This is a genomic window from Clostridium sp. AUH-JLR23, from assembly GCF_964238065.1.
In the GTDB taxonomy this organism is placed as follows: domain Bacteria; phylum Bacillota_I; class Bacilli_A; order Erysipelotrichales; family Coprobacillaceae; genus Allocoprobacillus; species Allocoprobacillus merdigallinarum.
Genome location: NZ_CAXSKY010000014.1, coordinates 26,512 through 41,526 on the forward strand (window position 1 = coordinate 26,512; position 15,015 = coordinate 41,526).

17 protein-coding genes are annotated in these 15,015 nt (G+C 29.0%); 15 read left to right on the forward strand and 2 right to left on the reverse strand.

From position 1 onward, the window contains the following. Nucleotides 1-2 precede the first annotated feature (2 nt). The 13 genes from ACESR5_RS08100 (at nt 3) to ACESR5_RS08160 (ending at nt 11,072) form a co-directional block, all read left to right on the forward strand. A complete protein-coding gene (locus ACESR5_RS08100; RefSeq protein ID WP_373155026.1) occupies nt 3-446 on the forward strand; it encodes a nucleoside deaminase in 444 nt (147 codons plus the stop codon). A 99-nt stretch (nt 447-545) separates the two neighbouring features. Beyond that, nucleotides 546-1,238: a Bax inhibitor-1 family protein gene (locus ACESR5_RS08105; protein ID WP_087245069.1), complete on the forward strand. Its 693-nt coding sequence runs from the start codon at nt 546-548 to the stop codon at nt 1,236-1,238. A 57-nt stretch (nt 1,239-1,295) separates the two neighbouring features. After that, nucleotides 1,296-3,113 (forward strand): DNA polymerase III subunit gamma/tau, encoded by a 1,818-nt coding sequence (gene dnaX / locus ACESR5_RS08110; protein WP_373155027.1) that lies wholly within the window; start codon nt 1,296-1,298, stop codon nt 3,111-3,113. 1 nt (nt 3,114) lies between these two features. Then, nucleotides 3,115-3,420 carry a YbaB/EbfC family nucleoid-associated protein gene (locus ACESR5_RS08115; protein WP_087245067.1) on the forward strand — a complete coding sequence of 102 codons (306 nt, stop codon included), beginning with the start codon at nt 3,115-3,117 and terminating at the stop codon, nt 3,418-3,420. Beyond that, entirely contained in the window at nt 3,420-4,013 is a 594-nt protein-coding gene (gene recR, locus ACESR5_RS08120) for a recombination mediator RecR (protein WP_087297263.1), read from the forward strand. Before ACESR5_RS08115 ends, recR begins: the two co-directional genes overlap by 1 nt. Nucleotides 4,014-4,035: 22 nt before the next feature. Then, on the forward strand, nt 4,036-4,227 hold the full coding sequence (locus ACESR5_RS08125; RefSeq protein WP_255376342.1) for a pro-sigmaK processing inhibitor BofA family protein: 192 nt from the start codon (nt 4,036-4,038) through the stop codon (nt 4,225-4,227). Nucleotides 4,228-4,296: 69 nt separating this feature from the next. Then, nucleotides 4,297-4,920: a dTMP kinase gene (gene tmk / locus ACESR5_RS08130; protein ID WP_087245064.1), complete on the forward strand. Its 624-nt coding sequence runs from the start codon at nt 4,297-4,299 to the stop codon at nt 4,918-4,920. Then, complete coding sequence (locus ACESR5_RS08135; RefSeq protein ID WP_373155030.1) at nt 4,917-5,870, forward strand: hypothetical protein; 954 nt, start codon at nt 4,917-4,919, stop codon at nt 5,868-5,870. Before tmk ends, ACESR5_RS08135 begins: the two co-directional genes overlap by 4 nt. Nucleotides 5,871-5,882: 12 nt before the next feature. Next, entirely contained in the window at nt 5,883-6,713 is an 831-nt protein-coding gene (locus tag ACESR5_RS08140) for a stage 0 sporulation family protein (RefSeq protein WP_129737647.1), read from the forward strand. Then, a complete protein-coding gene (locus ACESR5_RS08145) occupies nt 6,694-7,428 on the forward strand; it encodes a tRNA1(Val) (adenine(37)-N6)-methyltransferase (RefSeq protein WP_373155031.1) in 735 nt (244 codons plus the stop codon). Before ACESR5_RS08140 ends, ACESR5_RS08145 begins: the two co-directional genes overlap by 20 nt. Further along, the gene (gene rsmI, locus ACESR5_RS08150) at nt 7,421-8,275 is read left to right on the forward strand and encodes a 16S rRNA (cytidine(1402)-2'-O)-methyltransferase (RefSeq protein ID WP_373155033.1); all 855 of its coding nucleotides are present in this window, start codon (nt 7,421-7,423) and stop codon (nt 8,273-8,275) included. Before ACESR5_RS08145 ends, rsmI begins: the two co-directional genes overlap by 8 nt. A 66-nt stretch (nt 8,276-8,341) precedes the next feature. Further along, nucleotides 8,342-9,265, forward strand: a complete 924-nt coding sequence (gene pfkB, locus ACESR5_RS08155; RefSeq protein WP_373155035.1) for a 1-phosphofructokinase — start codon at nt 8,342-8,344, stop codon at nt 9,263-9,265. Then, on the forward strand, nt 9,255-11,072 hold the full coding sequence (locus tag ACESR5_RS08160) for a fructose-specific PTS transporter subunit EIIC (protein ID WP_373155036.1): 1,818 nt from the start codon (nt 9,255-9,257) through the stop codon (nt 11,070-11,072). The genes pfkB and ACESR5_RS08160 overlap by 11 nt, the downstream gene beginning before the upstream one ends. 154 nt (nt 11,073-11,226) lie before the next feature. Here ACESR5_RS08160 and ACESR5_RS08165 read toward each other — a convergent pair whose 3' ends face one another. Then, nucleotides 11,227-11,433, reverse strand: a complete 207-nt coding sequence (locus ACESR5_RS08165) for a hypothetical protein (RefSeq protein WP_087304683.1) — start codon at nt 11,431-11,433, stop codon at nt 11,227-11,229. 177 nt (nt 11,434-11,610) lie between these two features. After that, entirely contained in the window at nt 11,611-12,798 is a 1,188-nt protein-coding gene (locus tag ACESR5_RS08170; RefSeq protein ID WP_087245764.1) for a C40 family peptidase, read from the reverse strand. Between the two features lie 196 nt (nt 12,799-12,994). On the opposite strand from ACESR5_RS08170, the gene ACESR5_RS08175 reads away from it, so the two are divergent. Both ACESR5_RS08175 and ACESR5_RS08180 read left to right on the forward strand, forming a co-directional pair. After that, nucleotides 12,995-14,029, forward strand: coding sequence for a GH25 family lysozyme (locus ACESR5_RS08175; RefSeq protein WP_373155039.1), 1,035 nt, complete (start codon nt 12,995-12,997; stop codon nt 14,027-14,029). Nucleotides 14,030-14,119: 90 nt separating this feature from the next. Beyond that, nucleotides 14,120-15,001: a YitT family protein gene (locus ACESR5_RS08180; RefSeq protein WP_373155041.1), complete on the forward strand. Its 882-nt coding sequence runs from the start codon at nt 14,120-14,122 to the stop codon at nt 14,999-15,001. Nucleotides 15,002-15,015: the final 14 nt, after the last annotated feature.

The window sequence follows — 15,015 nt, forward strand, 5'->3', positions numbered from 1 at the left end:
TTATGAGTGATGAAGAATATATGAAAATAGCTTATCAGCAAGCTTGTTTAGCAAGAGACATTGATGAAGTGCCTATTGGAGCTATTATTGTTAAAGAGGGTGAGATTATCGCAAAGGCTTATAATCAAAAAGAATCTACCCATGATGTAACGGCACATGCTGAAATGATTGCAATTAGAGAAGCTTGTCAAAAATTAGGCAATTGGCATTTAGATGGCTGTACATTATATTCAACATTAGAGCCATGTATTATGTGCAGTGGAGCTATTATTCAAAGTCGTATAGAAAAAGTTGTTTTTGCTGCTAAAGGACAACGATGGCATGGATTATCAACTTTTTTAGCAAATCATGAGTTTAATCATCATCCTCAAGTGATTTCAGGAATCTTAGAAAAACAATGCTGTTTATTATTGTCCCAATATTTTAAAGGAAAAAGAAATCATTAATGCAGATTTTTTATCTTAAGCATATGTTTTGATATTATCTTATAGACTTTCATCATTTATCCATATCAATATGATATACTATATTTAGAGGTGAGATATATGGATCAAAAGATGTTAACGAAACAAATGAATTATGAAAAATTCTTGTCTGAAGTTATCAAATGGGTTTTCTTTGGCGTAGGCATAACGGCTATAACTTCCATATTAGTGATTTTTTCAGGGATTATCTATGCTTTAATACCTTTTTATTTTCCAGTTTTGATAATTTCAGTTATTATTGAAATCGCATTTGTATGGATATTAAATAAAAAGATAGACAAACCTATAGATGAATTATCATTTTCATCAGTTAAAAGATTTTTTATCTTATATTCAATTGTTAATGGTGTTATTTTTTCATTTATATTAGCATCAGTTTCTATTTATATAACAGCTTTAGCATTTGCTTTAACATGTGCTTATTTTGGTTTGTTATATACCATTACAAAATATACGACTTCAAGTTTTTCAAATATCGCTAAAGTCTGTATATCAGTATTACCAGTCATGATTATTGGTTATATCATTTTATTGTTTATTCAGGCACCAATGCTTTATTATATTATTGTTTTTTTAGATTTATTAATTTTTACAGGTATTACTTTATATGATTTCAAAATGATTTCGACAATGTATGAACAATCGTCAGAAGAATACCAAGAAGGATTAATATTGTTTTGTGCTTTTGAACTGTATTTGGATTTTGTTAATATCTTTATTGATATTTTAATGTTAATCATGGATAATAATTAGATATCGAAAGATATCTTTTTTTATGTTATAATGTGACAAGACAAGGAGTTGATAGAGGTGGCATATAAGACATTATATCGTGTTTATCGTCCGCAAAAGTTTGAAGATGTTGCTGGACAAGAACATATTATTACAACTTTAAAACATGCTGTTGATGAAAATAAAATTGCTCATGCTTATTTATTCTGTGGTCCACGAGGAACTGGAAAAACAACAATTGCTAAATTATTAGCAAAAGCTGTTAATTGTACAGGTTCTCCTAAACCATGTGATCAATGTGAGAATTGTCAACAGATAACTTTAGGTACGCATCCAGACGTTATTGAAATTGATGCTGCCAGCAATAATGGTGTTGATGAAGTGAGAAATCTTATTGAAAAGGTCAAATACGCACCAACACAAGGAAAATATAAAGTTTATATTATTGATGAATTTCATATGATGTCACCAGGTGCTTCAAATGCTTTATTAAAAACATTAGAAGAACCTCCAACTCATGTTATATTTATTTTTGCAACAACAGAACCACACAAAATATTACCGACAATTATTTCTCGATGCCAAAGATTTGATTTCACTAAATTAAGCATTCAAGATATTGTTCATCGTATGAAAGATATTATTAATGAGGAACATTATGAATGTGATGATGAGGCATTGGAATTGATTGCAAAACTGGCTGATGGTGGAATGCGTGATGCATTGTCTATTTTAGAACAATGTCTTGCTTATAATGATCAACATTTAACTGTAAAAGATGTGAATCAGATATATGGAATTGTTTCTTTAGAAAATAAGATTGATTTTATAAAAACAATTCTTTCTAAAGATATGAAAAAAGCTTTATCATTATTAGATGATATGAAAATGAATGGAACAGATATTAAAAGATTAACATTAGATTTAGTTGATATTTTAAAAGATGTTGTTATTTATCGTAATACACATGATGAATCTATTTTATTTGTTTTATCTAAATATTACTTAGATTTAATTGTACCGTATATGGGTTGTGAAGAAGCATTAGATTTTATTGATATTTTAATGGATGCCAGTGAAAAATATGCGAAAGTAATCAATCCTTCCGTTTATTTTGAATTAGCTATTTTAAAAATGTGTAATCAAATAAAAGATGAAAAAGTTATTCATATGGAAACTGTAAAAGTACCTGAACAGCCTATTCAACAACTTAAACAAAGTGATGTGATTATAGAGGACCATCATGATGTTGAAGAAGATCATCATGATATGATAGAAGAAGAACCTGTTCAAGAAGAGATTATTGATGAAAGCATTGATGATTCATCTTTAGAAAGTCATGAAAATGATGATATTCCTACTTTTGAATTTGAACAGAAGCAGGATATTGAGCCAACTGTTGATGATGAAATTCAAGTAGATGAAGCTGATATTATGAATATCCTTGTTCAAGCCAAAAGAACAATATTGGAAAGTATTCAAGAAAGATGGCCAATTATTAAAAGATATTTAGCTAATCTGAACATGGCTAAAAGTGCAAGTATGTTATGTGATGGAACAGCAGTAGCTGCATGTGAAGGTGGACTTATTATTTCTTTTGAATATCAGCCATCTGTTAATGCTGTTAATTATTATAAGAATTATAAACAGTTAAGTGCTTTTCTTAGCGAAGTTTTAGGAAGTGAGTATCGTTTTATAGCTATTCAGCAGGATGAGTGGTTGAAAATGCGTAGCCATTTTATTGAATTAAAGAGAAAAGGTCAATTACCTCAACCTCATGAATTAACATTAAAGCATATAGATAGTCATGATTTAGATCATGTTGATATGACTGAAGCACAAGAATTTGCGATTCAATTATTTGGAGAAGATATTGTAGAATTTAAGGAGGATTAATATGAATTTTGGAAATTTATTACAACAAGCGCAACAAATGCAACGTAAAGTCAATAAAGCAAAGAAGGAATTTGATGAAAGAGAATTTGAATTCAATAGTCAGGATGATTTGATTGTTGGAAAGATGAAAGGGAATCTTTCTATTATTGAATTACATATTGCACCTTCTTTAATGCAAGAAGATCAGGACAATATGGAAGCTTTATTAATGGCAACTATTAATCAAACAATAGCTAAAGTTTCTAAAGAAAGGGAAGATACATTAAATCAAGTTACAAATGGTGTTGATGTATCAGCATTTCTATAATGGAATATCCACAAAGTTTTGAAGAACTGGTTGAATGTTTTAAAATGTTACCAGGTATTGGAACAAAAGGAGCTGAACGACTTGTTTATCATGTTCTTTCAATGGATTTACAACAAGTTGAAAGATTCTCAGATGCCTTATTAAATTTGAAAAAACGAATTCATTATTGTAAGAAGTGTGGACATATTTGCGAAGGAGAAATTTGTGATATATGTCAGGATCCAACAAGGGATCAGACAACTATTTGTGTGGTAGAATCACCTAAAGATGTTTTTGCAATGGAAAAATTGAAAGAATATCATGGATTATATCATGTATTACATGGAACTATATCCATTATGGATGGTAAAACAATTGATGATTTAAATATTCATTCTTTGTTTGAACGTTTCAATGACAATATTAAAGAAGTTATTATTGCTACAAATCCTACACGTGAAGGTGAAACAACAGCTTTATTTTTAGCTAAACTTCTTTCAAAAGAGAATATTCCAGCTTCTAGAATAGCTAATGGATTACCAATAGGAAGTAATTTAGATTATGCTGACGAATTGACTTTATTAAAATCATTAGAAGGAAGAAAAAAAATCTAATCATCTCATATATTAAAATGAGGTGATTTTTTTGTTGAAAGTAACACGCATTTTTATGAGATTGCTTATGGCAACTATTTCAATTTTTATATTTAATGCTTTTTCCTCAATAACTCATTTAACTTTATCACTCAATATATTTAATATTCTTATTATTTCTATATTTGATATTTTTGGCTTTATACTTTGCATTGTTTTAAAAGTTGTCCTTTAATTGTCAAGAAATAAAACTTTATCTTTGGATTAATTTTTTATATAATAGAGAAAGAAATGAGGTGTTAATATGTCAGGCGTTTTTATTTCTTTTGAAGGTGGAGAAGGTAGTGGAAAGACAACTATTGCCTCAATGATTAAAGAAGCGCTTACAAAAGAAGGGTATCATGTTGTTTTAACAAGAGAACCTGGTGGTGTTGAAATTGCTGAAAAAATTCGTGATATTATACATGATGTAAAATATACAAATATGGATAGAAAAACAGAAGCTTTACTCTATGCAGCAAGTCGTAGACAGCATCTAGTTGAAAAGGTTATTCCAGCATTAGAAAAAGGATATATTGTGATTTGTGATCGCTATGTTGATAGTTCAATGGTTTATCAAGGTATTGCCAGAGGGATTGGTATTGACGAAGTTTATCAGATGAATTTATTTGCGACTGAAAACATTTTACCAAAGCGTACAATCTTCTTTGATATTTTACCGGAAGATGGACTCCAACGTGTATATGCAAATAAGGATAGAGAAGTAAATAGGTTGGATTTAGAGAATATTGATTTTCATCGAAAAGTTTATCAAGGTTATTTAACTTTATGTGATAAATTTCCTGAACGTATTGTAAAAATAGATGCTTCACTAGATGTAAATCAAGTTTTTAATCAAGTCTTATCAAGAATTCAAGAAATTCTATGAGTTATAAAGAAATCTTAAAACAACAACAACCTATTTTATATCAGATTATTTCAAAAAGTTTTAAAAACAATAAAATTCCACATGCTTTTTTATTAGTAGGGAAGAATGCTCGACAACCAGCTCATTTTATTGCGAAAAGTTTGATTTGTGAAAATGATGTTCTCGCATGTGATCATTGCAATGAATGTAGACGTATTGATGAACATAATTATGGGGATTTTATTTATTGTAATGGACTTGAAGAAACAATTAAGAAACCACATATTGAATATATTCAAGAACAATTTTCTAAATCTGCTTTAGAAGGAAAGTCAAAAATATATTTAATGGAAAATATTGAAAATTCAACTATTGAAGCAATGAATAGTTTATTAAAAATGCTTGAAGAACCAACTTCAGGTGTTTATGCTATTTTTACTTGTCAAAACTTAAATCGTGTTTTACCTACGATTCAATCAAGATGTCAAGTTATTCAATTATTACCTGTTTCTCAAAAATTACTGAAAGAAGAGTTAAAGGGAGATGACATCTTGGAAGATGATATCAATATTTTATCTGAATTGTTTACAAGCTATGATGAATGTCAAAAATATATTGAATCTGATATGTTTGAAAAACTAAAGCTTGAAGTTTATCATTTTCTTGATGATCTTTATTTTCACAGAGATAATTTAATTATTAATGTTCAGACTCATTTATTAAAAGATTTTAAAGAAAAAGAGAACATTCAATTATTTTTGAATATGCTTGTTTTAGCATTAAGAGATTTGTTTCACGTGAAACATTCTATGAATCTCACTTATCCATCTTTTTTAAGTCTATATAAAAGAATAAATGATAGTGATGAAAATATTATTAATAAAATTGATTTGATTTTAAATACAGAATATTTATTGAGTACAAATGCCAATGTTATGTTGTTAATGGATAGTATGATGTTTAGAATATAGAAAGGAGAACTTATGGAAGAAAGATTAGCTCTTATTCGTTTTAATAATGTTGGAAAATCTTATTATTTTTCAACTGATTTAGATCTTTATAAAGGTGATAAAGTCGTTGTAGAAACAATAAGAGGGTTGGAATTAGGAGAGTTGGTATCAGATTTAAAACATATTTCTGAATTTAATCTTGATACTGAACTGAAAAAAATTAAAAGAGTTGCAAATCGTGCAGATTTGGAACTATTTGCTTATAATCAAGCAAAGGCTGAAAAGTCTTTAGAAATATGTAAAGAGATTGTCAAAGAGTATGATTTGGACATGCATTTAGTAAGTTGTGAATATACACTTGATGCTTCAAAAGTTATATTTATGTATACTTCTGAAACACGTGTAGATTTTAGAGAATTGTTGAAAGAGTTGGCAAGTGTTTTTAAATGTCGTATTGAATTAAGACAAATTGGACCTCGTGATAAATCTAAGATTGTGGGTGGACTTGGATCATGTGGTTTACCACTTTGCTGTTCATCATTTTTAGGAGAATTTGATGGTGTTTCTATTAATATGGCAAAAAATCAGATGCTTGCAATCAATATTGATAAGATATCAGGAGCATGTGGAAGATTGCTTTGTTGTCTTAAATATGAAGATGATACATATACAAAGGAAAAACAAAGATTTCCTAAAATTGGTTCAAAAGTAAAATACGATAATAAAATTGTAAAAGTGACTGGTTTAAATGTAATAAGTGATTTAGTCAAAATTGAACATGATGGTAATATTTCATTTGTATCATTAGATGAAATTCAAATATTACCACCTAGAGAGCATAAACATGAACCAAGAAGTCGTTAATTATTTATTGGCTTATGAAAATATGCAGATTATCCAAAGAAAAGATATGTTTAACTTTTCTTTGGATACTGTTTTATTAGCTCACTTTTGTACAATTAATAAAGATTTAGATGAAATTATTGATTTTGGAACGAATAATGCTGCCATTCCTCTTTTGTTGAGTTTAAGAACTGACAAGAAAATAAAAGGGATTGAAATACAAAAAGAAGCTGTAGATTTGGCTTTGAAGAATGTTCAATTAAATCATTTAGAGAATCAGATTAAAATTATACATTCAGATATTAAGGATTATGTAAAGAATGCTTCTAAAGTAAAATTGGTTGTATGTAATCCGCCATTCTTTAGGGTTGATGAAAGAAGTAATCTTAATGATAATGAGTTCCTTAAAATAGCTCGTCATGAAATTAAAATAAATTTAGATGAAATTATTCAATCAGCAGCAAGAATTTTGGATAATAAAGGACGTTTTGCAATGGTTCATCGTCCTGATCGTATGATTGAAATTATTAATATCATGCAAAAATATGATATTGAACCTAAACGTATTCGCTTTGTTTATCCTAAAATTGGAAAGGATTCTCATATCTTTTTAATTGAAGGTATGTATAAAGGAAATAAAGGATTGAAAATTGAATCACCATTATATGCTCATAATGATGATGGTAGTTATACGAATGAAATAAGAAAAATGTTTGGAGAAGATATCAATGAATAGACAAAAAAGTTTTGAAAATTCATTACCTACACTATATATTGTAGCGACACCTATTGGTAATTTGAATGAAATGACTTATCGTGCTATACAAACTTTAAAAGAAGTCGATTATATTGCTGCAGAGGATACACGCAATACCATTAAATTATTAAACCACTTTGACATTTCAACAAAACTTGTTTCTCATCATGAACATAATTTAATGATTGAAATACCTAAAATTATTAATGATTTAAAGAGTGGTTTGAATATTGCTTTGGTTAGTGATGCTGGATATCCTGCAATTAGCGATCCAGGTTATGAACTTGTTAAAGAGGTTATTCGTGAAGGATTTAATGTTGTACCTGTTTCAGGTGCTAATGCATGTTTAGATGCATTAGTTGTTTCAGGTATTGCTCCTCAGCCATTTATGTTTTATGGTTTCTTAGATAGGAATGATAAGAATAAGAAGAAGGAGTTAGAAAAACTTAAAAATTATAGAGAAACAATTGTTTTTTATGAAGCACCACATCGTATTAAAAAGACACTAAAATTGATGTTAGAGATTTTAGGAAATCGTTCAATTGCATTATGTAGAGAATTAACTAAGAAGCATGAAGAAATTAATCGAGGAACAATTGAAGACATATTATCTGTTATAGATGATATGAAAGGTGAAATGGTCATTGTTGTAGAAGGTAATCAAGAAGAAAATGTAGAAGATATAAAAACTTTTGATCAGAGTATTGAAGAACATGTTGAAGAGTATATCGAAAATGGTTTAACTACTAAGGATGCTATTAAAGCAGTAGCAAAAGAAAGAGGTTTATCCAAAAATATTATATATAATGAATATCATAAAAAATGAATATAGAAATATATTCTTTTTTTTATATTTTATGTATAATAAACATATAAAAAAGGAGGAATAAATATGATTTATACAATAACATTTAACCCATCAATTGATTATATTGTTGAAGTAGATGATTTTCAACTAGGGAAAGTCAATAGAACAGCAAATGAATATATTTTAACTGGTGGAAAGGGAATTAATGTTTCAATCGTTTTAAATAATTTAGGAATTGAAAGTCAGGCATTAGGTTTTATTGCAGGATTTACAGGTTCCTATATTCAAAGTCATTTAGAAGAAAATGGTATACATACAGATTTTATTGATGTTCAAAATGGTTATTCACGTATTAATTTTAAAATGAAAAGTCATGAAGAATCAGAGGTTAATGGAAATGGACCAATGATTAATGAAACTGATTTAACAAAGCTTATTGAAAAAATAAAAAAATTAAACAAAGGGGATATACTTGTTTTATCAGGAAGTATACCAAAATGTATATCTGATGATATTTATGCTCATATCATGAAAGAGATTAATCATTTAGGAATAAAAGTTGTTGTTGATGCAACAGGAAATTTATTAATGAATGTATTAGAATATAAACCATTTTTAATTAAACCTAATAATCATGAATTAGAAGAAATGTTTCACGTGAAACTTTTTAATCAAAAAGACATTGTTAAATATGCTAAAAAGCTTCAAGAAATAGGTGCAAAAAATGTATTGATTTCAATGGCAGGAGATGGAGCACTCTTTGTATGTGAAAATGGAAAAGTCTATTTTTGTGATGCACCTAAAGGTCAAGTTGTCAATTCAGTAGGTGCTGGAGATTCAATGGTTGCAGGATTCATTGCAGGATATGTCAAAACTCAAGATTATCTACAAGCTTTTAAAATGGGAGTAGCAACAGGAAGTGCAAGTGCATTTTCAAAAAACTTAGCGACTGCTGATGAAGTTGAACTTTTATTAAAAACAATTAATGAGGTCGAATATGAATATTAAAGATTTATTAAAAGAAGATAGTATTATTCTTAATTCAAACGCAAAAGATAAAAATGAAGCGATTCATGAAATGGTAGAAAAACACTTTCAATGTGGACATATCAAAGATAAGTTCGTTTTTGAAAAAGCTATCTTAGAGAGGGAAAAGATATCATCAACAGGAGTGGGCAATTTGATAGCAATACCTCATGCTCAAAGTGAAACAGTTTGTTATCCTTCTTTAGTAGCAATGGTTAACAAAAATGGTATAGATTATGAAGCATTGGATCAAAAACCAGTCTCTCTCTTTTTTATGATTGCTGTACCTAAAGATGGTGGATCACAGCATTTACAGATATTAGCTCAACTATGTCAAATGTTAATGGAAGAAGATATTGTTAAGCAATTGATTAATAGTCAAGATGAACAAGAGTTTATTCATTTATTATTTCAAAATATGGATACAATGAAAGATCACAATGTTGTTCAAAATAATATTGATCTAGTAGCTGTAACTGCATGTCCTACAGGAATAGCACATACTTATATGGCAGAAAAAGCATTAATAGAGAAAGCAAAAGAAATGAATATATCCATAAAGGTTGAAACAAATGGAGCAAGTGGTATTCAACATAAATTAACAAAAGAAGATATAGAAAATGCAAAATGTGTTATTGTAGCGGCAGATAAGAAAGTGGAGATGGAAAGATTTCAAAATAAATATGTTATTCAAGTTCCTGTGACAAAAGCGATTGATCATACTGAAGAATTATTAAAAAACGCATTACAGCAAAAAGCAGAAATTTATCATGGCAAAGAATTATATAAAGAAAGTAATGAGAAGGGAACTAGAAAAATATATCAACATCTCATGAATGGTATATCACAGATTATACCTATCTTAATGATTTCAGGTATATTAATGAGTCTTATTCCGTACTTACAGAATATGGATGTTGATCAGGAATATTTAACTATCATGTATTATATTGCATCACTTGCTATTAATATTGCAATTCCAATAACCAGTGCTTTTATTGGTGATAGTATAGCAGGAAAACAGGGATTTGTTGTTTCTTTGATTTCATCCATCTTTTTGATTAATGTGCAGGGTAATATTATAGAAGGGATTTTAGTAGGATTCATAGGTGGATATCTAGCATTAGGCTTATCACATTTGTTTTCATATTTACCAAAGGATTTACAAAGTTTAACTCCAAATTTATTTGTACCTATTATAGGAACAACAATATTAAGTTTTCTCATTTATATGTTAGCCCCATATTTTATTGATTATGTCAGTTTATTGAATCAAAATCTAGATAGTATTGTAATTGTTATTATTGGTGCAATCTTAGGTATGATGATGTCCATTGATTTAGGTGGTCCAATTAATAAGATTGCTTACACAATAGGTATTATCGGTATCTTTACAGGTAGATATGATATGATGTCAGCAGTTATGTTAGCTGGTATGATGCCACCATTGATCATATGGTTAACAATGTTAACAACAAAAGTTTTTGATCAAGAAGATAAACAAAAGAAATGGTCTTGTTTATTAAATGGATTGTGTTTTGTCAGTGAAGTAGCTATTCCATATATGAAAAAATATAAAAGCGCTGTTAAATATCCATGTATTATAGCATCAAGCATAGCTGGCGCATTATCAATGTATTTTCAATGTGGTCAAGCTTTCCCACATGGTGGTATATGGACAATATTCCTCATTAATAATCCAATTTATTTTATCTCTAGTTTAATGATTTCACTGATCATAGGAACACTATTAATCGTTATAATGAATAAATTAAAACTAAAAGCATAAATTGCTATATGCAATTTATTGGAATAAAAAAGAAGCTGTGACAAAATATCTTTTTAAAAATTGATATGTTCAGCTTCTTTTCTTTAATTTGAATTTTGATAAAAAAATAATAGTATCTTCAAAATTGATTCTCTTTGTTTTTTATAAATGACTTCTATTTATTTATGTTCTTTAATATAATAAAACCAAAAGTAATGATTAAGATAATGATTGTAATCTGCATAGCTAAAATTTGTTTAAGAATATAGTCAGTACCATTCATGTTTGATATAAAACTATAAACAATTTCTTTACCTAAAATGATGCTGAGTATTATACCTAAAAAAATTTTAACACCTGTATTATTCAATAATTGTTTCATAGTGTCACCCCATATCTACTTTTTACAATATAATTTTAAAATCTCTATACTTATTATAGAAGATTTATCACGATGGTGAAGAATATATGTATTATCAATGAAATGAAAAAGGGTAATGATGATCAAAAAATGATTTTCATTACCCTGTTTGTAGACTATTGGATATTTATTTTGCTATTAATATAATCTTCTATAATTATAAACATATCTTTCCCAGTATCCAGATAATGGGGCAGTTTTAACACATTGATCAGGATATTGTCCAACAGTTCCAGAACCTTCTCCAGAAGCATGAACAAAACTTCCACCACCAATATAGATACCAATATGAGCAACACCACTACCATAACTAAATGTAATGACATCACCAGGTTGTAATTCTGATCGAGAAATAGCTTTTCCACTACCAGCATATCCTGCTGCAGTTGTACGACCAAGACTTACGCCAGCTTGGTTATAAGCCCAATAAACTAAACCAGAACAATCGAAATAATTAGGACCATTTGCACCCCACCAATAACGACAACCCAGTCTTGTTAGAGCTTTTTGAGCAATGGCATTTCCTACGGCTGAATCACCTGGAACATATGATCCACCACCGCCACCACCACTAGGAGCACGAGAAATCAATTCAGATAAAGCTGCATCAATTTTCTTTTGTGCAGAGGAAACTTCTTTAGATTCTTGTTGACTATCTTTAATTTTTTCTTGTTGTGCAGTTTTCAGTTCTATGTATTTTTCTTGTAAAGCTTCCTGTGATTTTTTCTGTGATTCTAAGTTTTCTTTAGCTGTTTCTAGAGACTTTTGTTGTGTGTCAAGATTTTGCTTTTGTTGTGTGAGTTCTTCTACTAACTCTTTTTCATAAGCTGTAATATCATTAACACTTCCTATACGTGAGAAGAAAGTTGAGAAATCTTCAGAACCAAATAAGAAATCTAAAACCCAGTTAGAGTTATATGTTGTTTGCATAACATATAAACGTTCTCTCATTTGTTCTTCTTTCTTTGCAATGTCTTTCTTTATTTTTTCGATTGATTTTAACATATAATCAATTTCTTTGTTTTTTTCATCTATTTGAGAATTTAAAGTTTCGATCTTTTTAGATACTTCTTCAATGTTATCATTAGTTTCACTTAAATCATCTTTTGTATCTTGAATCTCTTCTTTTAAATCTTGATTTTTTTCTTTTAAATATTTGTTAAATTCCTGACATACTTTTTTATTAGAATTTGTTAGATTTGAAGAACAAATTTTAATATATTTATCTTCCTGTCCTTCAAAATCAGTCGCATGAACATCTATTGGAAATAGACTCATAGCAAATACTGAACAAAAAGCTAAAAAACTTATACCTAATTTTTTCATTCAATTAATCACCTCTGTAAAAAACATTATAACATAAAAAACTCTAAAAAAAATACCAATTCATAGAATTTATGAAAGTCAGTAATTCATACATGTTTATATATTATAAAGCATATAATAGAAAGTCGTTATAACTATGGCAAATGTGGAGGCATTTTTTTTATAAGAACATATTGTATCTTGAGGAGGTGAGTTAATGGTTAAAGATGGTATTGATGTTTCACAATATCAAGGTGAAATCAATTGGGAACTTGTTAAAAATCATATTGATTTTGCAATTTTGAGATGTGGCTTTGGGCAGGATTTGCCTGGACAAGATGATCCTACTTTTAAACGTAATGCTGATGAATGTACAAGATTAGGTATTCCTTTTGGTGTTTATCTTTATTCATATGCCACTGATGAAAGGGCGGCATTATCAGAAGCTAGACATGTTATGAGACTTATTCAAGATTATCAGATGGAATATCCTATTTATTTGGATTTAGAAGATCCGAGTATAGGAAGATTAACAAATGATCAAATTGAAAAAAATGCAAGAGTCTGGGCTGATGAGCTTGCTAAACATAATTATTTCCCAGGATTCTATGCTTCATATTATTGGTGGACAACAAAACTAACTGGTCCAACATTTAAAAGATATACAAGATGGGTTGCTCGCTATGCTGAAGAATTAGGAGTAGAAGGATTTGATATGTGGCAATATACGAATCATGGTTTTGTTGAAGGAATAAGTGTACCTGTAGATAGAAATCATTCATATCGTGATTTTCCAACAGAAATTAAAGCTGGTGGATATAACAACTTCAATGTTGAAACAAACCCAGAACCTGCACCAGAACCAGAAGTACCACAACAAAACTATCAGGTAGGAGATCATGTAACATTTAATCATGTTTTTATCTCTTCAGACAGTAGTGTTCCTTTAGTTCCATATATGAATCATGGTACTATTACAAGAGTTGTTCCTAATGTGAGAAATCCATACTTGATAGGAAATGGTCTTGGATGGGTGAATAATGAAAGTATTACAGGAACTCTCAGATATTTATCTCATCCAACATATCGTGGAGATTCATTGGTAGATGCTTTGAGTCAGATAGGAGTTGATTCATCTTTTGCATCGAGAAAAGATTTAGCACAAAAAAATGGAATTGAGAACTATACTGGTAGTGCCAGACAAAATTTAGAATTATTAAGACTCCTTCAAGAAGGTCGCTTAAAAAGTTAAGGTATTGCTGTAAAGCGATACCTTTTCATATTGTATTTATGTTTGTACAATAGTATAATAGAGGCGTTTTAAAGGGGAGAGTGAAATATAATGGTTTATGCCAAGACAAGAAATGAAAAAGAATGGAAAAAACATATTACTTCGTTTATATGTGTACTTGTTGCTTCCATTATTATGTCTATCAATATAAAATCATTTGTTAGAGCAGGGAATTTGATACCAGGAGGATTTACAGGTTTATCATTATTGATTCAAAGATCATGTAGTGTTTTTTTTCAATTAGAATTACCTTATTCTCTTATTAATATTTCATTAAATGCTGTACCAGCATTTATTGGATTTAAGATAATAGGAAAGAAATTTACAAGTTATTCAGTACTAATGATTGTTCTCAATTCATTTTTAGTCGACTTAATACCAGTCACACCTATTACATATGATCCATTACTTGTATCAGTTTTTGGGGGTATTTTAAATGGTATAGCTATTGTCATTGCATTATATGGAAAAGCATCAAGTGGAGGTACTGATTTTATTGCTGTCTATTTATCAAATAAATTAAAGAAACCATCATGGAATTTTGTATTTGGAATTAATGTTGTTATTTTGACAACAGGAGGTTTCTTATTTGGATTTGAAGCAGCCATGTATTCAATTATTTTCCAGTTTGTTTCAACACAAGTCATAGAAAGATTACATCGTAGAGATCATAAAGTGACTTTATTAATTATTACAAAAGAAGGGGAAACAATTGGACAAGAGTTATTAGAATATACACATCATGGTGTAACACAATTTGAAGGACAAGGATGTTATTTAAAAGAAAATAAAACAATGTTATATACTGTTGTTGGAGCAGATGAAGTGAAAGATGTTGTTCAGTTGATTAAAGCATTAGACCCACATGTTTTTATTAATATTATCAACTCTGAAGGTGTAACAGGAAGATTTTATCAAGAACCTATCGAATAAGAAAAGGAAGGTTT